The 20,816-nt window shown below is 59.8% G+C and carries 18 protein-coding genes; 4 read left to right on the top strand and 14 right to left on the bottom strand.

The window, feature by feature from the left end; all coding sequences use genetic code 11:
• Positions 1–184 precede the first annotated feature (184 nt).
• The 8 genes from MCRY_RS15245 to xylB form a co-directional block, all read right to left on the bottom strand.
• Positions 185–1,687, bottom strand: a complete 1,503-nt coding sequence (locus MCRY_RS15245; protein WP_085631425.1) for a mannitol dehydrogenase family protein — start codon at positions 1,685–1,687, stop codon at positions 185–187.
• Positions 1,675–2,448 (bottom strand): L-iditol 2-dehydrogenase, encoded by a 774-nt coding sequence (locus MCRY_RS15250; RefSeq protein ID WP_085631427.1) that lies wholly within the window; start codon positions 2,446–2,448, stop codon positions 1,675–1,677. Before MCRY_RS15250 ends, MCRY_RS15245 begins: the two co-directional genes overlap by 13 nt.
• Positions 2,445–3,449 carry an ABC transporter ATP-binding protein gene (locus MCRY_RS15255; RefSeq protein WP_085631429.1) on the bottom strand — a complete coding sequence of 335 codons (1,005 nt, stop codon included), beginning with the start codon at positions 3,447–3,449 and terminating at the stop codon, positions 2,445–2,447. Before MCRY_RS15255 ends, MCRY_RS15250 begins: the two co-directional genes overlap by 4 nt.
• Before the next feature lie 25 nt (positions 3,450–3,474).
• The gene (locus MCRY_RS15260) at positions 3,475–4,305 is read right to left on the bottom strand and encodes a carbohydrate ABC transporter permease (RefSeq protein ID WP_085631431.1); all 831 of its coding nucleotides are present in this window, start codon (positions 4,303–4,305) and stop codon (positions 3,475–3,477) included.
• A 2-nt stretch (positions 4,306–4,307) separates the two neighbouring features.
• Positions 4,308–5,174, bottom strand: coding sequence for a carbohydrate ABC transporter permease (locus tag MCRY_RS15265; protein ID WP_085631433.1), 867 nt, complete (start codon positions 5,172–5,174; stop codon positions 4,308–4,310).
• A 137-nt stretch (positions 5,175–5,311) separates the two neighbouring features.
• Positions 5,312–6,616, bottom strand: coding sequence for an ABC transporter substrate-binding protein (locus MCRY_RS15270; protein ID WP_085631435.1), 1,305 nt, complete (start codon positions 6,614–6,616; stop codon positions 5,312–5,314).
• Between the two features lie 91 nt (positions 6,617–6,707).
• The gene (locus MCRY_RS15275) at positions 6,708–7,739 is read right to left on the bottom strand and encodes a LacI family DNA-binding transcriptional regulator (protein ID WP_085631437.1); all 1,032 of its coding nucleotides are present in this window, start codon (positions 7,737–7,739) and stop codon (positions 6,708–6,710) included.
• 141 nt (positions 7,740–7,880) lie between these two features.
• A complete protein-coding gene (gene xylB / locus MCRY_RS15280; protein ID WP_085631439.1) occupies positions 7,881–9,329 on the bottom strand; it encodes a xylulokinase in 1,449 nt (482 codons plus the stop codon).
• 112 nt (positions 9,330–9,441) lie between these two features.
• Here xylB and MCRY_RS15285 point away from each other — a divergent pair, with 112 nt between their 5' ends.
• Together MCRY_RS15285 and MCRY_RS15290 are read left to right on the top strand one after the other, a co-directional pair.
• Complete coding sequence (locus tag MCRY_RS15285) at positions 9,442–10,656, top strand: pyridoxal phosphate-dependent aminotransferase (RefSeq protein WP_085631441.1); 1,215 nt, start codon at positions 9,442–9,444, stop codon at positions 10,654–10,656.
• Positions 10,653–11,456 carry an aspartate dehydrogenase gene (locus tag MCRY_RS15290; protein WP_085631443.1) on the top strand — a complete coding sequence of 268 codons (804 nt, stop codon included), beginning with the start codon at positions 10,653–10,655 and terminating at the stop codon, positions 11,454–11,456. The genes MCRY_RS15285 and MCRY_RS15290 overlap by 4 nt, the downstream gene beginning before the upstream one ends.
• A gap of 4 nt (positions 11,457–11,460) precedes the next feature.
• Here MCRY_RS15290 and MCRY_RS23535 read toward each other — a convergent pair whose 3' ends face one another.
• From MCRY_RS23535 to MCRY_RS15300, 3 genes are read right to left on the bottom strand one after another with little or no spacing between them, the layout of a single operon-like run.
• Complete coding sequence (locus MCRY_RS23535) at positions 11,461–11,592, bottom strand: hypothetical protein (protein WP_275296650.1); 132 nt, start codon at positions 11,590–11,592, stop codon at positions 11,461–11,463.
• A complete protein-coding gene (locus tag MCRY_RS15295; protein ID WP_085631445.1) occupies positions 11,589–12,893 on the bottom strand; it encodes a c-type cytochrome in 1,305 nt (434 codons plus the stop codon). The genes MCRY_RS23535 and MCRY_RS15295 overlap by 4 nt, the downstream gene beginning before the upstream one ends.
• Before the next feature lies 1 nt (position 12,894).
• Entirely contained in the window at positions 12,895–14,109 is a 1,215-nt protein-coding gene (locus MCRY_RS15300; protein WP_085631638.1) for a formate dehydrogenase subunit gamma, read from the bottom strand.
• Between the two features lie 233 nt (positions 14,110–14,342).
• Between MCRY_RS15300 and cls the strand changes: the two genes are divergently transcribed.
• Positions 14,343–15,746 (top strand): cardiolipin synthase, encoded by a 1,404-nt coding sequence (gene cls / locus MCRY_RS15305; protein ID WP_085631447.1) that lies wholly within the window; start codon positions 14,343–14,345, stop codon positions 15,744–15,746.
• Positions 15,746–16,423: an endonuclease/exonuclease/phosphatase family protein gene (locus tag MCRY_RS15310; RefSeq protein WP_085631449.1), complete on the top strand. Its 678-nt coding sequence runs from the start codon at positions 15,746–15,748 to the stop codon at positions 16,421–16,423. Before cls ends, MCRY_RS15310 begins: the two co-directional genes overlap by 1 nt.
• A gap of 589 nt (positions 16,424–17,012) precedes the next feature.
• Here the strand turns inward: MCRY_RS15310 and fdh3B are convergent.
• The 3 genes from fdh3B to MCRY_RS15325 form a co-directional block, all read right to left on the bottom strand.
• Positions 17,013–17,606, bottom strand: a complete 594-nt coding sequence (fdh3B, locus tag MCRY_RS15315) for a formate dehydrogenase FDH3 subunit beta (RefSeq protein ID WP_085631451.1) — start codon at positions 17,604–17,606, stop codon at positions 17,013–17,015.
• A gap of 14 nt (positions 17,607–17,620) precedes the next feature.
• Positions 17,621–20,509 carry a formate dehydrogenase subunit alpha gene (locus MCRY_RS15320; protein WP_085631453.1) on the bottom strand — a complete coding sequence of 963 codons (2,889 nt, stop codon included), beginning with the start codon at positions 20,507–20,509 and terminating at the stop codon, positions 17,621–17,623.
• A 100-nt stretch (positions 20,510–20,609) separates the two neighbouring features.
• On the bottom strand, positions 20,610–20,801 hold the full coding sequence (locus MCRY_RS15325; protein ID WP_085631455.1) for a ubiquinol-cytochrome c reductase iron-sulfur subunit N-terminal domain-containing protein: 192 nt from the start codon (positions 20,799–20,801) through the stop codon (positions 20,610–20,612).
• Between the last annotated feature and the right edge of the window lie 15 nt (positions 20,802–20,816).

Here is a 20,816-nt window from a genome sequence, read left to right on the forward strand (position 1 = left end):
ACAATCACAGAAATTCAAAACACCAAAGATCACCAGCAAGCGGCGGCGTGTCTCTTGTGGGTTAGTGAATGTGTGATGGCCGAAAGTATGGGCCTGCATCCCCCAAAAAACGTCTCTAGTCCCGTAGGAAAGAGGGCCGCGAAACGCGCGCCCTCCCTTTCTTTTGCTGGTGACAGGGGGTCGCTCATGCCCGCGACAGATACTCGGTCAACGTGGCGCGCGCGCCGTTTTCCCAGATAAAGGACAGCCACCCGGCGAACGCAGTTGCGAAAGGTTCGTCTTGCGCGAGGTCGCCGTAGATCTGCGTCTGTTGCAGCCATGCGATCGGCTCTGTCCGTGATCGTTCTGCTGCGGCGACGAGATCGGTCCAAATCGGATCATTCGCTTCGATCATGCTGCCGTCCTCGCGGGTGCCGTGACACATCCGGGCCCAGAGCGCTTCGACCAAAGCCAGACCGGAAATGGTTGCTCCCGCCGCCAGCGCATCGCGCAGAATCGGAAGGATGAATCCCGCATGGCGCGATGACCCGTCAAAAGCGACACGTCGTGTGGTGTCGTGGATCTCGGGGTTGGAGAACCGACGTGTGATCAGGTCCAGATAAGCCTCGGGCGTGATGCCCGGCACTGCGGAGACATGAGGCGCGATTTCGTCGATCTGAACTTTGCGGAAGAATGGTGCGATTTGGGCATCGGACATGCAGGCGGCAATCGTCGGCAATCCAAGGATTTCACCGGCATTTGCCAAAATCTGATGACCGGCATTCAACATCCGGATCTTCATCGCCTCAAAACTGTGCACGTCTTGTGTAAACGTGGCCCCCACCTTGTCCCAATCTGGGCGGCCCTGACAGAACGCGTCTTCGATCACCCACTGGCGAAAGTTCTCGTGGGTGACGGGGACCGTATCGGCGATCCCGAGCTTCAATGCGCGCCTGCGCTCCGCGTCGCCGGTGGCGGGCACGATACAGTCGACCATGGAGTTGGGGAAACTGCCGGCGCTGTCGATCCAGTCTGCAAGTTCGGCGTCGATGCCACGGGCCAGCCCGATAAGGGTTTGCCGTAGAATGGTTCCGTTGCCTTGCAGGTTGTCGCAAGATTGTCCGGTAAAGGGGGCGTGTCCGGCCTGTTTGCGGTTGCGCAGTGCGGCCACCATCGCGCCAAAGGCCGTGCGGGGTGTATCCGGGTGTGCGATGTCATACACGATGTCAGGGTGTGCCATGTCTAGTGCGCCAGTCGCATCGAGGTAATAGCCACCTTCGGTCACAGTCAGCGATACAATGCGGATACGTGGGTCAGACATGGCGGCAATCAGTGCAGCATGGCCGTCTTCGACTGGAACGAAATCAATCATAGACCCAATGACTTCGGCCGAGATACCAGCAGGGTCCAGTTCGATCAGCGTTGTCAGGCAATCCTGTGCCAGCAGCCTGTCGCGCATTCGCGCGTCGCCGGGGCGCACACCGGCTCCGATGATGGCCCAGTCATGGGCCAGCCCCTGCTGCATAAGACGGTGGAGATACCACGCCTGATGTCCCCGGTGAAAATTTCCCAAACCGATATGCACGATTCCGGGCGTCAGGTCCGCACGTCTATAGGTTGGACGGCCAACACCGGCAGGCAACTGGTCCAGAGTGTCCAATGACAGCGCCACTGCGGTGCTTCGCGTGTCCTGTTTCAGCTCATCCATTGGCCACCATCCACGTTGTAGCATTGTGCAACGATGTACTCAGCATCGTCGCTGGCAAGAAAGACGGCCATTCCCGTCAGGTCATCAGCGGTCCCCATACGTCCGTAAGGAACTGAGGCTCCGACTTCGCGCTTCTTTTGCCCCGGGGCCTTATTCTCATACTTGGCAAAGAACGCATCCACACCGTCCCAGTGTTCTCCATCCACCACTCCGGGCGAGATGGCGTTCACGTTGATGCCGTGCTCGATCAGGTTCAGGCCCGCCGACTGGGTCAGCGAAATGATCGCCGCCTTGGTCGCGCAATAGACTGCAACCAGCGGCTCACCGCGACGTCCCGCCTGACTGGCCATATTGATGATCCGGCCCTTGATACGGTGGTCGATCATGTGACGCGCCACGGCTTGCAGGGTAAACAGCGCCCCCGCAACATTGATATCAAAGGTCCGCGCGTACTCGGCTCGGGTGATCTCGGTGATCGGGGCGGCGGTAAAGATCGCCGCGTTGTTGATTAAGATGTCAATCTGGCCAAGCTGTTCGACACTCGCAGCAACGGCGCTGTCGATGCTGGCCTGATCCGTCACATCCATATGAACGGCAACCGCTTGGTCGCCGATCTGGGATGCAGTTTCTTGTGCGCGGGGCAGGTCGATATCCGCGATCGCCACACGTGCGCCCTCCGCGACATAGCGTTCCGCGAAGGCGCGGCCGATGCCGCGCGCTCCGCCTGTGATCAATGCAGTTTTGCCGTTCAACCGCATCATTCGATCCGCAGCCCTTGCGCATCGAATTTGTGCATCTGGTCAAGCTGCGGCGTCAGGTAGATCGTGTCGCCATGCCGAACCGAGATGTCGCCGGTGATCCGGACGGTGACCATGTCGGCCAGACCGGTGTCATGCACGTGGATGAACGTGTCAGATCCCAGATGTTCGGCCACACCGACCTTGCCCTTCCATGTGCCGTCACTCATCGACACGTCGATATGCTCGGGCCGGATGCCAGCCGATGCGCCACCGTATTTCTGGGCTTCAGCACCACCGAAGATGTTCATTTTCGGCGACCCGATAAAGCCAGCCACAAACTCGTTGCGCGGTTTATGGTAAAGTTCCAGCGGGCTGCCGACCTGCTCGATATGACCGGCGCGCAGAACGACGATCTTGTCCGCCATGGTCATGGCTTCGACCTGATCGTGTGTCACGTAGATCATGGTTGTCTTGAGGCGCTCGTGAAGTTCGCTGATCTCAAGCCGCATGCCGACACGAAGCGCCGCATCCAGGTTCGACAGCGGTTCGTCAAACAGGAACGCGGCTGGTTCGCGTACAATCGCACGGCCAATCGCAACGCGCTGACGCTGCCCCCCAGACAACTGTCCCGGACGACGGTCCAGATAATCGGTGAGGTTCAGAACAGACGCCGCATTGGTGATCCGCTTGTCGATCTCCGCCGCGTCCATCTTTGCCATCTTCAGCGGAAAGGCGATATTCTTGCGCACCGACATATGCGGATAAAGCGCGTAGGATTGGAACACCATCGCGAGACCGCGTTTGGCAGGCACAAGGTCAGTGGCGTCCTTGCCATCGATCTCGATGTGGCCGGTGGTGATGTCCTCAAGCCCTGCGATCAGACGCAGAAGAGTGGATTTCCCGCAGCCAGAAGGTCCGACGAAGACTGTGAATTCTCCGTCACCGATGGTCAAATCCAGAGGTGGGATGACCTGTACGTCGCCAAAGCTTTTGGTGACCTGTTTGAGTGTAATTTGTCCCATGGGTCAGGTTCCTTGTTTCAGGTCTTTATTTGACGGCGCCGAAGGTCAGGCCGCGCACAAGTTGTTTCTGGCTGAACCAGCCAAGAATGAGGATCGGGGCGATGGCCATCGTCGAGGCCGCGCTGAGTTTTGCGAAGAACAAGCCTTCCGGGCTGGAATAGCTGGCAATGAATGCGGTCAACGGGGCGGCGTTGACGGCGGTGAGGTTCAGCGTCCAGAACGCCTCGTTCCAGGCCAGGATGAAGTTCAGCAACATCGTGGACGCGATACCGGGAATGGCCATCGGTGTGAGGATGTACAGCACTTCTTCCTTTAGAGTGGCCCCATCCATCCGTGCCGCTTCAAGGATTTCTGCCGGGATTTCGCGGAAATAGGTGTACAGCATCCAAACGATGATCGGCAGGTTGATGAGCATCATGACGACCACCAGACCGGCGCGGCTGTCGAGTAACCCAAGCTGGATGAACAGCAGGTAGATCGGGTAAAGCACACCGACCGCAGGCAACATCTTGGTCGAGAGCATCCACAGCAGGATATCTTTTGTCCTGCGTGACGGTACAAAGGCCATCGACCAAGCGGCAGGCACGGCCACGATCAGGCCAAGGATGGTCGATCCCCCGGCGATGATGATCGAATTCATCAGGAACCGGCCATAGTCCGACCGCTCCATGACGACGCCGTAGTTTTCGAGCGTCCAGTCAAAGCCGAGGAAGATCGGCGGGCTGGCAATCGCCTGTGCTTCGGTTTTGAAGCTCGTGAGGATCGTCCAGAGGATAGGGAAGAAGATCAGCAATCCAATCGCCCAGGCAAGGCCGGTATTGATCAGTTTGCGTTGGGGTGTAACAGCGCGGGCCATGATCAGTTGTCCAGGTTCTTGCCGACGATCCGCATAAGGAAGATCGCGACGATGTTAGCGAGGATGATGGCATAGACACCACCGGCTGAGCCCAGTCCGACGTTCTGACTTTCAAGCACACGCTGGAAGATCAGGTAGGACAAGGTACGGGTTCCGAACGCGCCGCCCGTTGTGACAAAGATCTCGGCAAAGATCGCCAACAGGAAGATCGTCTGGATCAAAAGCACAATGGTGATCGCGCGGCTCAGGTGCGGAAGGATGATGTAGAAAAAGCGCTTCAGATGCGGTGCGCCATCCATTTCGGCGGCTTCAAGCTGTTCGCTGTCCAGTGACTGGATCGCGGTTAGCAGGATGAGCGTCGCAAAGGGCAGCCACTGCCAGCTTACGATCATGATGATCGACGGCATCGCGGCGTCGGACAACCAACTGACTGGCTCGGCCCCGAAGAACCGCCACAAATGGGCGAACAAACCGTTCACAGGATCCATGAACATGTTCTTCCAGACCAGCGCGGACACGGTCGGCATGACAAAGAAGGGCGCGATGACAAGGATACGGACAATGCCCTGTCCCCACATTGGCTGATCCAGAAGGATCGCCAGAAGGATGCCAAGACAGACGGTGATCACCAGCACGCCCAGAACAATAACCAATGTGGTCTGAACGGCGGGCCAGAAGGCGCTGGAACTTACGAAGCGGACGTAGTTGTCGAACCCTGTCCAACCCTGATCTCCACCGCGCAGCGGCAGATAGGTTCGGAACGAGAACCAGAGGGTCATGATCAGCGGGACCAACATCCAGCCCAAAAGCAGGATAACCGCCGGGCCCATCATCAATCGGGCCGCTGATCGGGATGCTTTCGTCGCCATGGGATACATCTCCTCTGTTGCCAGCCCGCGTAGATTATCGCGCTGTCAGAATAGGGCCACGTTCAAAGTGATAGCTTTGGGGTGTTTGGGGGGAGAGGGCAGTGCGAAGACCGCCCTCTCCAACTCAAGCCGAAGGATTAACGGTAGCCAGCGGCTTCCATGACTTCGTTCGTGATCGCCTGCGCCTTGGCAAGCGCTTCGTCCACAGTCTGCTGACCAGCATAAGCGGCCGAGAATTCCTGGCTGACTTCAGTTGCCATACCAGCAAATTCGGGGATCGCCACGAACTGGATACCGACATAAGGCACCGGCTTTACAGTCGGGTTGGTCGGATCAGCTGCGTTGATCGAGTCGAGCGTCATCTGAGCAAACGGAACTTCCTGATACTCAGGTGTTGCGTAGAGCGATGTCCGCGCACCCGGAGGAACGTTTGCCCAGCCTTCCTTTGCTGCCACCAGTTCGATGTAGTCCTTGGAAGTGGCCCACTCGATGAACTCTTTTGCAGCAGCTTCTTTCTGAGTACCTGCCGGGATGGCAAGTGCCCAAGCCCAGAGCCAGTTGGCGCGCTTTTCGACGCCTTCTGCGTTCGGGGCCAGTGCGAAACCAACGTGGTCTGCAACGGTGGAGTCGTCGCCTGTGACAAAGGATGCCGCAACAGTGGCGTCAATCCACATGCCACACTTGCCTTGGTTGAACAGCGACAGGTTCTCGTTAAAGCCGTTTGTCGCGTAGCCCTCGGGGCCATAGTCGTTCATCAGGCTGACATAGAAATCCAGCGCGGCTTTCCATTCAGGCTGATCGAACTGAGCATTCCAGTCTTCGTCGAACCAGCGTGCGCCGAACGAGTTGCCTGTAACAGTGATGAACGCGCCGCCTTCACCCCAACCGGCCTTACCACGCAGGCAGACGCCGTTGATGTCTTCGGCAGGGTTATCCATTGCAGCCGCGGCTTCGCGGATGAACTGCCATGTCGGAGCTGTCGGCATTTCCAGACCAGCTGCTTCCATCAGGTCTGTGCGGTACATGACCATGGAGCTTTCGCCATAGAACGGTGCCGCGTACAGCGTGCCGTCATGGGACAAACCGTTACGCATCGCGGGCAGGATGTCGTCGACATCGTACTCAGCCGACAGATCGTTCAGCGGAACAAGCCAGTCGTTCGCACCCCAGATCGGTGTTTCGTACATGCCGATTGTCATGATGTCGAACTGGCCACCTTTGGTGGTGATGTCCGTTGTCACACGCTGGCGAAGCACGTTCTCTTCCAGTGTCACCCACTCGACTTCGTGGCCAGTCTTGGCCGTGAAGTCGTCGGTGTAACCCTGCATGCGGATCATGTCGCCGTTGTTGACTGTTGCGATGGTGATGGTCTCTGCCTGTGCGGCCCCGACCATGATGAGCGACAACGCCGTCGCCGCACGAAGTGCGTTACTAAGGTGCATCCGAATCCTCCCTGATTTTTGGATTACCTGAGGGCACTCAACAACAATTCATTTACTCGCGTCAATCAAAATTTTACCCGCGTAAATTTTATCAGGCGGAATCCCGCATGATCAAACGCGCTGGAAACAGACTTTCTGTCCTGTTTTCAAGGCGCCCACCACTTTCGATCAACCGAAACAAGGTTTCGACCGCATTGTCGGAAACCGCTGTGTAATCATGTGCTGCGGTGGTCAGTGATGGGCAGGTAAAGCGGGAAAACGGGTGATCGTCATGCGAGGCGACTCGCAATTGGCAATCCGGGCCACGCCCGACTCGTACACCGCTCTCGTAACAAGCCGATAGAAACCCGATCGCCAGACGGTCATTGCTGCATAGCACGGTATTGGTGGGCAGCGACTTTTCCGCCAACACCCGGAACCCGCCCTGGCGTCCGATCTCTTCAAAGCCCCAGCCGGTGCCGTCAATCTTGACCACATGAGGTTCAAGCCCCAGCCGTTCCATCATCGACAGATATGCTATGCGCCGTTTGTTGGCGTTCGGGTTGGCGGGGGTCCGCATCTCGAAGAAACACGGCGTCTCACCGGTACGGCTTAGATATTCGACGGTTTGCGACACAAAGCTGTGGTTGTCGGACCCGACAAACGCCTCGCCCATCCCTTCGATGTTGCTGTCGAACAGAACCGTTGGCACGTGTTTGCAAAAGGTCTCGATGGCCGATTTGTCGGATTGCCGCCCAAGCGGGGCCAACAAAACCCCTGCAGGTTTCATCGATCGCAAACTGTCGAGGATGTCATTCTCATGCGCCTGATCACCATGCGCGCTGAACAGTGACGGCGTGAAACCTGCTTCGATACAGCGCCCCTCGATCATCCGCACGATTTCACCAAAGAACGGGTCCGCAAGGTACGGCACCACGATGCCGATATTCTTGGTCAGCTTTCGGTTCTGGTTCATCGCATAGATGTTGGGCCGGTAGTCGTACTTCTCGAGCGCCGCCTCGATCCGCATCCGCGTGGTCTTACGCACGCTGCTGGGATCGTGAAAATACTTCGACACGGTAGGCCGGGAAATGCCGCTGATGGCGGCGAATTCTTCCATGTTCCGGATCTCGGATTGTGACATGGTGGGCCTCTGCTTACGTGACGGGTCTGGTTGTATCTGTTTGACAGTTTCTTATCGCGCGCAAAAAATCAATATTGCACGTAAAGAATGTGACCGGCATGCCAGCCGTGCTGCGCATTGCGGCAGGACGCACGGTTCTCGTTATTTTGAAGGCTGGCTTAACGGTTTGAGCGCGATGTAGAGCGCGCGGTAGGTCTGCAAACGGTCGCTCAGGTCGTGGACAGGCGCAGGCTCGAACCAATCTGCGACGTCGGGTTGCTGTCCCAGATCAGACAGGCTCAACGCACCCAAACCACACGCGGCCAACCGGGCCGCCCCCATCGCCGGACCAGCGTCGGACCCAGCCGTACGCCCAATCCGCTGCCCTGTTGCATTGGCGATGAGTTGCAGCAGAAACGGTGATTTGCTGCCGCCTCCAATCGCAGCCAGATGCGGAAGGTCAGCAATGGTATCACCAAAGCTCTCCACCGCGTCCGCAAAGGTAAAGGCCACCGCTTCAAGCACGGCACGACACAGCGCAGCGCGATCTGTGCTGTCCTCCAGCCCAAAAAAGCCCGCGCGGATATGCGGATCACCATGCGGGCTGCGTTCGCCGGTCAAGTATGGCAGGAACGTCGGCACACGTGCCGGGTCCGCACTTTCGGCCAGCGCCACGACGTCACCCGCGCTGATCCCCAACTGGCCTGCCAGCCACGCTATTGGTCGCGCCCCGTTCAGCATGGCCGCCATCTGATACCAACGCCCGGGCACAGTATGCGCAAAGGCATGGACGTATTTCGCAGGGTTCGGATGATAGGCATCGCCCGCAACGAACAATTGCCCCGATGTGCCAAGCGAGATGAACCCACGGCCCGGTTCCGTCGCACCCAGCGACACCGCTCCTGTAGCCGCATCGCCGCCACCGGCCACAACGGGAATGCCAGCGGGCAGCCCGGTCTCTGCAGCTGCGGCAGCCGTGACCTGACCCACCACCTCGTGGCCATCGGCAAGCCGTGGCAACCAGCCGGGATCGGTGTCGCTGGCCTCGGCCACCACATGGCTCCAATCGCGCGTCGCCTGATCCAGCCACAATGTCCCCGCCGCATCCGACCGATCCGTGGCAAGCTCACCATGTAGGCGCAGGCCGATGTAATCCTTGGGCAGCAAGATATGCGCAATCCGCGCATGAACGTCAGGCTCTTCCCGCGACACCCACATCAGCTTGGGCGCGGTAAAGCCGGGCAGGGGCAGCACACCTGCAATGGTCCCGATCTCTGGCAACGCCGCTTGCAACCGTGCGCAATCCTCGGTCGACCGGCTGTCGTTCCACAAGATCGCCGGGCGCAACACCTCACGCGCGCTGTCCAACAGCACCGCTCCGTGCATCTGCCCGGACAGGCCAATCCCGGTCACACCAGACAGCGGCATCGTTTCGGCAATCTCGGCCAGCGCCGCACGGGTCGCCATCCACCATGCGTCAGTCGTCTGTTCAGACCACCCCTGATGCGGCGATTGTACCGTCAGATCGGCGGTGGCTGTTGCGTGAATCGCCGTGCCATCGGTGCAGATCACCTTGACCGCCGAAGTGCCTATGTCGATGCCCAAAAACATGCCGCACCATTACGTCAGCGCTAACATCGACGCAAGCGGCCTGATCGCGTTCTGGAACTGGCACAACGCCGGAAGCCGGGCTAGATAGGAACCCAACACTAGGGAGGTGAGCATGAGCAGTCTTGACGCGAAATTCGCACGGCTGGGCGCAGACAACGCACCGGGGCAAGAGGTGCGCCAGAATGCGGACGATCTGAAATCGGTGATGCGCGGCGATATCCTGCCGGGAATGCCGGTGGATTTCTCGCATGGCGATGTCGATGCGTTTGAGCCAACACCAGGCGCACGTGCCGCATGGGAAGCCGGGTTCGAGGAAGGTGGCGCACAAGCCTATACCGAATATCGCGGGGCCGCTGCGATCCGCCAAGACGTGGCCGCCAGCCTTGCCGCCTTCACCGGCGCGCCAGTCGATCCGGTGGATGAGCTGATCATCACCCCCGGCACCCAAGGCGCGTTGTTCCTTGCCCTTGGTGCGGTGGTGGACCGGGGCACCAAGGTCGCGATCATGGAGCCGGATTACTTTGCCAACCGCAAACTCGTCGCCTTCTTCGGCGGTGAGATCATGCCGGTCGCGCTCCATTATCACGAAGACGCCTCCCGGCGCGGCCCGGACCTTGGCCAATTGGAAGCCGCGTTCAAAGCTGGGGCAGAGGTGCTGGTGTTCTCGACTCCCAACAACCCGACCGGCGTTGTGACCCCCGAAGACGCGATCACCGAAATCGCCCGCCTCGCGGCAGAACACAACGTGACGGTCATCGTCGATCAGCTCTATTCCCGCTTGCGCTACAGTGGCGAAAGCTACACCCACATGCGCGCCTGCGCGAAGAGGCCCGAGAACCTCATCACCATCATGGGGCCGTCCAAAACCGAATCCCTCAGCGGGTTCCGCCTTGGTGTCGCGTTCGGTTCGGCGTCCCTGATCGACCGGATGGAAAAACTGCAAGCCATCGTGTCCCTACGTGCCGCAGGCTACAGCCAAGCCGCGCTCAAGACGTGGTTCCATGAACCCGAGGGCTGGATGGACACCCGGATCGCGCAACATGAGGCGATCCGCGATGACCTTCTCAAGATCTTCCGCGACGCCGGTTTCCCAACGGCCAGCCCTCAGGCAGGCAGCTATCTCTTCCCGGAACTGCCAGAGCTGGTGGTTTCGCCCGAGGATTTCGTGCGCCTCCTGCGCCTTCAAGCCGGGGTCACGGTCACACCGGGGTCTGAATTCTCACCGCACACGCGGTCCAGCGTGCGGCTCAACTTCTCACAAGATCACGCGGCGTCGGTCGCCGCAGCACATAGAATTGTCGAAATGGTCGAAAGGTACCGGGCATGAAAATCGGAATAGCAGGACTGGGCGCGATCGGGCTGCACGTCGCACAGGAACTTGACCGGGGTGGTATCCCGGGTTGTGAATTGGGCGGCATCAGCGCCCGCAACGCAGACCGCGCGGCCGAGGCCAACGCGACCCTGTCAAAACCCGCCCCCGTCTATACGCTGCACGAAATTGCAGATCATTGCGATATCGTCGTCGAAACCCTGCCCCCGCAATTGTTCATGGATCTCGCGATCCCGACTATTGAGGCAGGCAAGGAACTGATCGTCCTTTCCGCAAGCCAACTCATGGGCCAGCAGGCGCTGTTTGATCGCGCGGCTGAAACCGGTGCCAAGATCCTCATCCCTTCGGGTGCCATCCTTGGTCTTGATGCAATCAAAGGTGCTGCGGTCGGTAATCTGGTGTCGGTGGTGATCGAAACCCGCAAACCCGTCGCTGGCCTCGCAAAAGCGCCTTATGTGATCGACAACAACATTGACCTTAGCAACCTGTCCGAACCGAAACTTGTGATGGGCGGGGCCGTGACTGATGTGGCCAAGGTCTTCCCGGCCAACGTCAACGTTGCCGTTGCGGTCAGTCTTGCCGGCTACGGCACCGACAAGACCCGAATGGAGGTCTGGGCTGACCCGTCTTTGGAAAAAAACCAGCACACGGTCCGTGTGGTGTCGGACTCGTCAGACTTCACAATGACGATCCAGAACCGCCCAACCGAAGAAAACCCAGCCACCGGTAAGATCACGGCTCTCAGCGTGATCGCGATGCTGCGCCAGAAAACGTCAGTGCTTCAGGTCGGAACCTGACGGATCAGTTGCCCAGACGCACATTGGAAGGGGAAGCGCCTTGTTCAGCGGCGCTCCACCCCATCTGATCCAGCGTATAATCAGCGCCAACGGCGATCACGGCGATGGCGACAAATCCAAAAAGCATGGCTTTCACTGCGAACTCTCCTCAGGCGCGGTTTCTTTGCGCAGATAGGTCACAAGATCGGCGCGGTCCTGCGCCCCCGTGATCCTCTGCATCGGCATCTTGGTGCCGGGAACATAATGCTCTGGTCCGATATCGAAAAGAGCATCAATCGTATCATCGTCCCAAATTATCTCGGACCCGTTCAAAGCGTCGGAATAGGTGTAATCCTCGACCGTTCCCGCCTGACGGCCGAACAGGTCATAAAGGCTGGGTCCGGCGCGGCGGGCGCTGCCCGGGGTCAACGTGTGACAGATCGAACATTTCCGCATGAACTGCCGTTCGCCATTTGGCATCGTATCGGCGGCCTGAAGGAAGGACGGTGATCCAGTGGCCATCGGGTCGGCATCGCCCATCGCGGCAATGGGCCATGAATACATGCGCGGGTCCAACCCGCCTGCGTGGATATTGGTGCCATCGTTCGAAAAGGCCAGCGCCCAAACCGGGCCGCGCTCTGTCGCGCGAAAGTCGCGGGCGATGCGCCAGTCGGGGGTTTCGACCACCATAATGTAGCCTTCGCCATCCCCAACGGCGAGCAGCGCCCCATCCGGGCTAACAGCCATCGACAGGATAGGACGACGCTCCAGCGTCAGGTCGGCCAGCGTATCGCCGGTCGCAATATCCAGAACCCGCGTTCCACCATCAACCGCGCCGTAAGCCAGCCATCCGGCGTCATCGTTCAGCTCCAGCTCGTTCACGCCAAACCCGTGTTCGATCACCCGCTGGCGTTCGCTATTGATGCTCAGATCCCAAAGCCGGATGCTCCCATCGGCTGATGCGGAATAAAGCCCCATGCCGTCACGGGTAAACGCCACATCATTCACCGGCCCGCTATGCCCGGTCAGAAACACTGGCGCGCTGCCGTCCACAGGCCAGATCCCGATGCTCCCGTCCCAACTGGCCGAGGCAACCGCCGTACCATCTGGTGAAAGCGCCAATGACACGACCTTGCCTTTGTGCCCTTCCCGAACTGCGTCCGCAGTCCCGTCGGCACCCCAAACCCGCAACGTGAAATCGTCACCCGCAGAGTAAATCCGACCATCCGGCGCAAAGAGCACGGCGTTGACCGCTGCCTCGTGCCCGTCGAACCACACAGGTGTCTCATCCGACCAAAGCCCCACCGCGTTGTCGAAACTCACGGTGGCGATTTGGTCGGTGTCGGCCACGGCGATCCCCATGATGGGGCCGCCGTGGCCTTGCAACGTAAAGAAATCGCCTGCGGCCCCAGAGGTTGCCCAAAACAGGGCCGCAGATGTGGCCAAAGCCTTACGCATGTTACTCGGCAGGGGTGGCACCGCTTGGTGCCTTGCCTTCGCGCTGCTTGACCTCTTCGACCCACAGGCTGTGGTGCTCTTTCGCCCACTGTTCCTCGACCATGCCAGAGCCCATCGCGTCATAGGCGCCTTCCATGCCGACCGAGCCGATATAGATATGCGCCAGAATGATCGCCATCAGAACAAAACTGACAATGGCGTGCCAAAGCTGCGCATATTGCATCTCTTCATGCGGGGTCATGTTTTCGGGCAACACGCCAAAGCCCAGCATTTCGGGCAGACCAGTACTGTTGAGAATAACGAACGTCTTGGCAAACATCGGCAGTTCGAACGGGAACAGCAGCGACAGCCCCGAGACCGAGATCGACCCGCCCAGTACAATCACCGACCAGAAGATCAGCTTTTGACCCGCGTTGAACTTCTTGGCCGGGGGATGCCCGCCACCGAACAGCCCGCCACCCTTGGCCAGCCATTTGATGTCGGTGCGGTCCGGCAGGTTGTGGATGACCCACATCACGAATATCATGATCAAAGCCAGCATGAACGCCCAGGACACGTTGTTGTGCACCCATTTAGACACGGTGGCCAACCAAGCATAGCTTTCATGTCCGAAGGCCGGGATCAGGAACTTTCGACCCATCAGTGACACAAGACCCGTGATGCCCAGCAAGATGAACGATCCCGCCAAAAGCCAATGGCCAAATCGTTCAAAATTCTTGAACCGCTCGATCCGGCGTCCGGTCTTTTCTCCGTCGATCTTGACCCGACCACGCAGCAGGAAGAACAACACCAGTGCACCGATCGTCCCCAAAAGTAGATAGCCGCCATAGGTCAGCAAGGGGCCTTCGCGGAAAATGACCCACCACATGCCGCGATCCTGAATCAGCACTTCTGCCGCGGGTCCGCGCACCTGTGTGGTCACGTCTGCCGCATTAAACCGCATCCCGCGCCAAAGATCGGGATCGGACGCGCCGCCAAGGGTTCCCAACTGGTCCGTGATCCCAGCTGCCGCCTCGGGACTGCCCACGTTTTCGGCCCGGAATGTGTTGTCCACCGGCAAGCCCTGCTGTCGGCGCATGATGTCCTCGAGCGTGGTCGCACCGCCTGTGGCAGAGCGATCAATCTCGGTCTCGGCTGCAACGGATCCGGCTTCTTGTGCGTTGGCTTGTCCTGGGGCCACCCATGACGCCAGAACCACAACGGCCATTGCGGCCATAATGCAACCAAGGATGAAGTGTCGAATGTCACGCATATCCCTGCGTCCTCCCTTATGAGCGATCAAAACGCTCGGCCTTGCGAAATGCAGTCTTTTTGGGTCAGGTTTGACCGTATCTGATGGCGAACATGCCCTTAAAAAGATGGGCGATCGATACACCTTAGTCAGGATACTCAAGATGATGCCAACAGCAAGCCAATACGCTTGGAAAAAGGTCTCGGATCGCCAGACTTATGGCTGATTTTCTGACCGCCACAAACGCCGCCATCGCAGCAGGTCTCGCGGTCCTTGCTTTGGTGGCCTCGTACCGCGCGCTGTTGACCTCGCGCACGCCGCAGGGCGCGACCGCGTGGATTCTGCTGATCCTTCTTTTGCCCATTTTCGGTACGCTGCTGTACCTCGTGTTTGGCCATGCCAACTACAAAAGCTTTGAACGCGAACGCCGCAAGTCGGATGAAGACATGTTCGATATGGCCTCTGAGGCCAGCGTCACACTCGAACCGTCTCGGCTTGATACCTTTGCTCGCATCGCGCGCCTGCCCGTAACCGAGGGCAATGACATGTCACTGCTTGTGGATGGGAAAGCCACCTATGACGCGGTGCTGGGCGCAATCCGGGGCGCGCAGCACACGCTCTTCGTGCAATTCTACACGATCAAGGACGACGATATCGGGCGTGACCTGCGCGATGCGCTGATCGACCGGGCCAAGGCGGGGGTGTCGATTTGGCTTCTGCATGACGAATTGCCGTTCTTCGGCCTGCCAAGCGGCTTCAAGACCAAGCTCGAAGAGGTTGGCATTCGGCTTGCCCGACCCAAAGGGCCGAAACGGCTATTGGGGCCGTTCCAGTTCAACTACCGCAACCACCGCAAACTGGTGGTGGTCGACAACAAGCTGGCCTTCACCGGCGGGCTGAACGTGTCGAAAACCTATGTCGGGCGCAATCCGTCCATCGGTCCGTGGCGCGACACCTTTGCCAGCTTCCGTGGGCCTGTTGTCGCCCAGCTTGCCCTGCATTTCTCGTCCGACTGGATGTGGGCCACAAGCGAAGACCTGAGCGAAATCGCAGCCGCCACGCCAGCGCCAAGCGGCCCGCTGCGGGCAGTCGCTCTTGCCCCATCCCCAGCCGAAGATATCGCGGCTGGCAATCTTTACTTTATCGCACTGGCCCATGCCGCGCGAAAGCGGCTCTGGATCTCCAGCCCCTATTTCGTGCCCGACCGCGACGTGCTCACCGCACTGCGCTTTGCCGCGCTGCGCGGGGTCGACGTTAAAATCCTCGTTCCGGGGCGGGCCGACCACTACATCACGTATTTCGCCGCGATGGCCTATTTCGACGACTTGCGTTCGGCCGGAGGTGAGGTCTGGACCTATGATCCGGCGTTCATTCACCAGAAAGTCGCGTTGGTGGATGACGACATCGCCTCCATCGGGTCAATCAATCTCGACATCCGCTCGGGGCTGCTCAATTTCGAACTGACCGTGCTTATGGAGGGCAAGAGCGCGGCTTCTGCGGTCGATCATATGCTGACCACCGATTTCGGACACGCGACCCGTGTCGACATCGACCTGCCGGATCGCAACCTGATCGTCGGTATGCTGGCGCGCATCGCGCGGTTGTTTGCGCCAGTGCTGTGATGCGGATCGCCAGCTACAACATCCGCAAGGCGGTGGGGCTTGATTGGCGCCGCGATCCGCTGCGGATCATTCGCGTTCTGGCCGATCTCGATGCCGATGTGGTGGCGTTGCAAGAGGCGGACAAACGGCTTGGTGCACGGCCCGCCGTGCTGCCCGAAGATGCGCTGTTCGACCAGACTGGGTTGCGTGTTCTCAATGTCACCAATGGCCCAAGCTCTGGCTGGCATGGCAACGCGCTTTTGGTGCGGGACGGGTGGCGTGTGGGCGCGACCGAAAGGCTCAGCCTGCCGGGGATCGAACCGCGCGGGGCATTGCTGGCCGATCTGGAAGGGCCGGGCCAAAGCCTGACGCTTGTGGGCACCCATCTGGGGTTGCGACGGGGATGCCGGCAGTTGCAACTGGCGCATCTTTTGGAAGAGCTGGAGGCGCGGACGGACCGCGCGGTGATCGCAGGGGATTTCAACGAATGGTCGCCGCGCATCGGCTTTGATATTCTGGAACACGCCTTTGACGTGATCAGCCCGGGGCGCAGTTTTCACGCCTCGCGCCCGATCGCACCGCTGGATCGCTTTGCCGTCGGGCGCGGGTTGCAGGTGGCCGGGGCAGGGGTGTTCGAGCAGGGCGAGGCGCGGCGCGCGTCAGACCATCTTCCGGTGTGGATGGATCTCGACCTTTGAGGTGGCGCCGCATTTTCAGAAATGCGGTTCAGAGCCTTTGAAGGCTCTGAACAAGACCTTTCGAAAGGTCTTGGCACCGCACGCACCGTTTGTCGCTCCTTAACCAACTCTCCGCCATACCCGCCCCCACAAAAGCTTTTGAGCGGGAAGGGTCACTCCCATGCCGCGTAGACGACACTGACTCGCGAGGTTTGCGAAAAACAAACACTGTGTGTTGCCAATGTCCCGAGAGCGCGCAGCGCGGCAGGGTATTGGCGATCCATGATTTCGCAAAACTCGCATTTCTCTCGTATGCCGAAAGGCTGACCTTGAGAGACCGGTCTGAACAGGCTTCGGCACCCCCGGAGTACAGGTCACGCGTTAAATCGCGGACGCGAGAGAACCGTCAGGCCCACGGGGCGGCGCCGCTTCTTTCTTGAATGACGATCACATGCCGGGCAAATGCCCGGCCTACACCAAGACCACCCGGCGGGATGACACCTGACCGGACGCACCTGCGTAGGCCGGAGCTTGAGTCCGGCACACCCCAACGAAAAAGCCCCGGAGCGAACTCCGGGGCTTTTCTTTGGTCAATCGTGTGAAACGACGATCAGCCGTCTTTCTGGTCGTAGGCCGTACCCCAGCCCCATGCGCCAGAGCCGAAGCCACGGGCGACAACGCGCTCGCGGTAGATCGACGCGACGATGTCGCCGTCACCGGCCAGCAGGGCCTTGGTGGCGCACATTTCCGCACAGATCGGCAGCTTGCCTTCGTCGATCCGGTTGCGACCGTACTTGGCGAACTCGGCTGTGGAGTGGTTCTCTTCCGGGCCACCGGCGCAGAAGGTGCACTTGTCCATCTTGCCACGGCTGCCGAAGTTGCCCGCTTGCGGGTACTGCGGTGCGCCGAACGGGCAGGCATAGAAGCAGTAGCCGCAGCCGATGCACAGGTCCTTGGAGTGCAGGACCACACCTTCTTCGTTCTGGTAGAAGCAATCCACCGGGCAGACGGCCATACAGGGCGCGTCCGAACAGTGCATACAGGCCACCGAAATCGACCGTTCACCGGGGCTGCCGTCGTTGATCGTGACCACCTTGCGGCGGTTGATCCCCCACGGAACCTCGTGCTCGTTCTTACAGGCTGTGACGCAGGCGTTGCATTCAATGCAGCGTTCGGCGTCGACAAGGAATTTAGCTCGTGCCATGTCTCATGTCCTCCTTAAGCTGCCATGATCTTGCAAAGTGTCGCTTTGGTTTCCTGCATCTGGGTCACCGAGTCATACCCGTAGGTCTGCGCGGTGTTGGTCGATTCACCCAAGACATAGGGGTCTGCACCCTCCGGATACTTGGACCGCTGGTCCTCGCCCTGGTAGTGCCCACCAAAGTGGAAGGGCATGAACGCCACCCCAGGTGCGACCCGTTCGGTCAGCATGGCCATAACCTTGACCTTGCCGCCCTCTGGGCCTTCGACCCAGACCTGTGCACCGTCACGCACACCAAGGTTGTTGGCGTCGCGCGGGTTGATCTCGATGAACATGTCCTGCTGAAGCTCGGCCAACCATGGGTTCGACCGGGTTTCGTCGCCGCCACCCTCGTATTCGACCAACCGGCCGGAGGTGAGGATGATCGGGAAGTCTGCCGAGAAGTCTTTGGCCTGGATCGACTTGTACATCGTCGGAACGCGCCAGAACTTCTTGTCCTCGTAGGTCGGGTAGTCGGCCACGAGATCGTAGCGGTTGGTGTAGAGCGGTTCGCGGTGCACCGGCACCGGATCCGGGAAGGTCCACACGACGGCACGGGCCTTGGCATTGCCGAAGGGCGCACATTCGTGCTTGATCGCCACCCGCTGGATGCCGCCCGAAAGGTCGGTTTTCCAGTTGGTGTTCGGTCCCGCCACAGCATCGATCGCTGCACGTTCCTCGGCGGTCAGATCGCCATCCCAGCCAAGGTCCATCAGCATCTGCATCGTGAATTCAGGGTAGCCGTCCTGAATTTCCGAGTTCTGCGAATAAACACCCTCGGCCAGCAGGTTGTCGCCATCTTTTTCCACACCAAAGCGGGCGCGGAAGGTCAGGCCACCTTTGGAGACGGGCAGCGACATGTCATAGAGGTTCGCTGTTCCGGGATGGTTCATCTCGGGTGTGCCCCAGCAGGGCCACGGCATCCCGTAGTAATCGCCATCAGCCGGACCGCCATTGGCCCGCAATGTGGTGCGGTCAAAGGTGTGCTGGTTGGCCATGTGCAATTTCATCCGCTCTGGCGACTGGCCGGTATAGCCGATCGTCCACATACCGCGGTTGAATTCGCGGGTGATGTCTTCGATCACCGGGGTCACGCCATCGTCTTCCAGTGCGATATTGCGGAAGATTTTGTCGTGGAAGCCGAATTTCTGCGCAAACAGGCCCATGATCTCGTGGTCGGTCTTCGACTCGAACATCGGAGCCATGACCTGATCCCGCCACTGCAGCGACCGGTTCGAGGCGGTGACAGAGCCACGCGTTTCGAACTGCGTCGTTGCCGGCAGCAGGTACACGCCATCGGTGCGGTCATGCAGAACGGCGGAGACTGTCGGGAAGGGATCGATCACGACCAGCGTGTCGAGCTTTTCCATCGCCGTCTTCATTTCCGGCAGACGGGTCTGCGAGTTGGGCGCATGCCCCCACAGAACCATCACGCGGGTGTTGTCCGGCTGATCGAGGTTTTCCTTATCTTCCAGAACACCGTCGATCCAACGAGACACCGGGATACCCGTCAGGTTCATCATCGGGGTTTCCCCGACTGTTTCCTGCGAGAAGCGGCCCTTGAGGTAATCAAGGTCTTCTTCCCAGACGCGCGCCCAGTGAGCCCACGATCCCGGAGCCAGACCGTAGTAGCCGGGCAGGGTGTCCGCGAGAACGCCAAGGTCGGTTGCGCCCTGCACGTTGTCGTGGCCACGGAAGATGTTTGTGCCGCCGCCTTCGGTGCCCATGTTGCCAAGGGCAAGCTGCAGGATGCAGTAGGCGCGGGTGTTGTTGTTGCCGTTGGTGTGTTGCGTGCCACCCATACACCAGATCACGGTGCCGGGACGGTTGTTCGCCATTGTCCGCGCGACGCGCTCAAGCTGCGAACCAGGTGTGCCGGTGACGCGCTCGACCTCATCGGGGTTCCACTTGGCGACTTCTTCCTTGATCTGGTCCATGCCCCAAACGCGGGTGCGGATGAACTCTTTGTCTTCCCAGCCGTTTTCGAAGATGTGCCAGAGAATACCCCAGACCAGCGCCACGTCGCTGCCGGGACGGAAGCGGACATATTCATCGGCATGGGCTGCGGTGCGGGTGAACCGCGGGTCGCAGACGATGAGCGGTGCGTTGTTCTGCTCTTTCGCCTTGAGGATATGAAGCAGGGACACCGGGTGCGCTTCGGCAGGGTTGCCACCGATCAGGAAGATCGCGCGCGACTTGTGGATGTCGTTGTAGCTGTTGGTCATGGCGCCGTAGCCCCATGTGTTCGCCACACCTGCCACAGTCGTCGAGTGACAGATCCGCGCCTGGTGGTCGATGTTGTTCGTGCCCCAATAGGCCGCGAACTTGCGCATCAGGTAGGCTTGTTCGTTGTTGTGCTTGGCGGAACCCAGCCAGTAGACCGAATCCGGGCCGCTTTCGTCGCGAACCTCAAGCATCTTGTCACCGATCTCGTTGATCGCCTGTTCCCACGAGATACGCTTCCACTCACCACCCTCTTTCTTCATCGGGTATTTGAGGCGGCGTTCCCCATGGGCGTGTTCGCGAACAGCAGCCCCTTTGGCGCAGTGCGCACCAAGGTTGAACGGGCTGTCCCAGCCGGGCTCTTGCCCGATCCAGACGCCATTGCTGACTTCGGCAACAACGGTACAACCGACCGAACAGTGCGTGCAGACCGATTTGACGGTCTCGACCGCGCCGTTGACGGCGGATTGCGCGCTGGCTTGCGTGACCGCACCACCTGTGGCGCTGATCGCGGCAAGGCCACCGATGGCAAGGCCCGATCCACGCAGGAACGAGCGTCTGTCGACAGATTTATTGGAAATCTCGGAAATCAGGCCTGTCCGCGCAGTGCGCCGTGTCAGCCCTCCGGTTTTCTTTCTTAGCATGGTATCCCTCTTAAGCTACCTGTGGCGCGTCGCGCCGTCGGCTGGGTTGCGATCTGTATCCGAGGCGACCCGGATCACAGAGGAGGTGATGTACGAGGTCTTAGAACCGGGTACTGGCGAGGTAGGCGCGCGTATGTGCAGTGTCCTGCATCCGACCGTCTGCCTTGGGCGTTTCCGCCGCTTCGGCTTGGGTGCCGGACACGGCAACTGCCGCGACAGCAGCCGGGGCTGCGGTGCCTGCCAGTTTCAGAAAATCACGGCGACTTGCGGACGCCTCGGTTTTCTCAGTCATGGAAGGTTCCTCCCT

The sequence above is a fragment of the Marivita cryptomonadis genome, assembly GCF_002115725.1.
In the GTDB taxonomy this organism is placed as follows: domain Bacteria; phylum Pseudomonadota; class Alphaproteobacteria; order Rhodobacterales; family Rhodobacteraceae; genus Marivita; species Marivita cryptomonadis.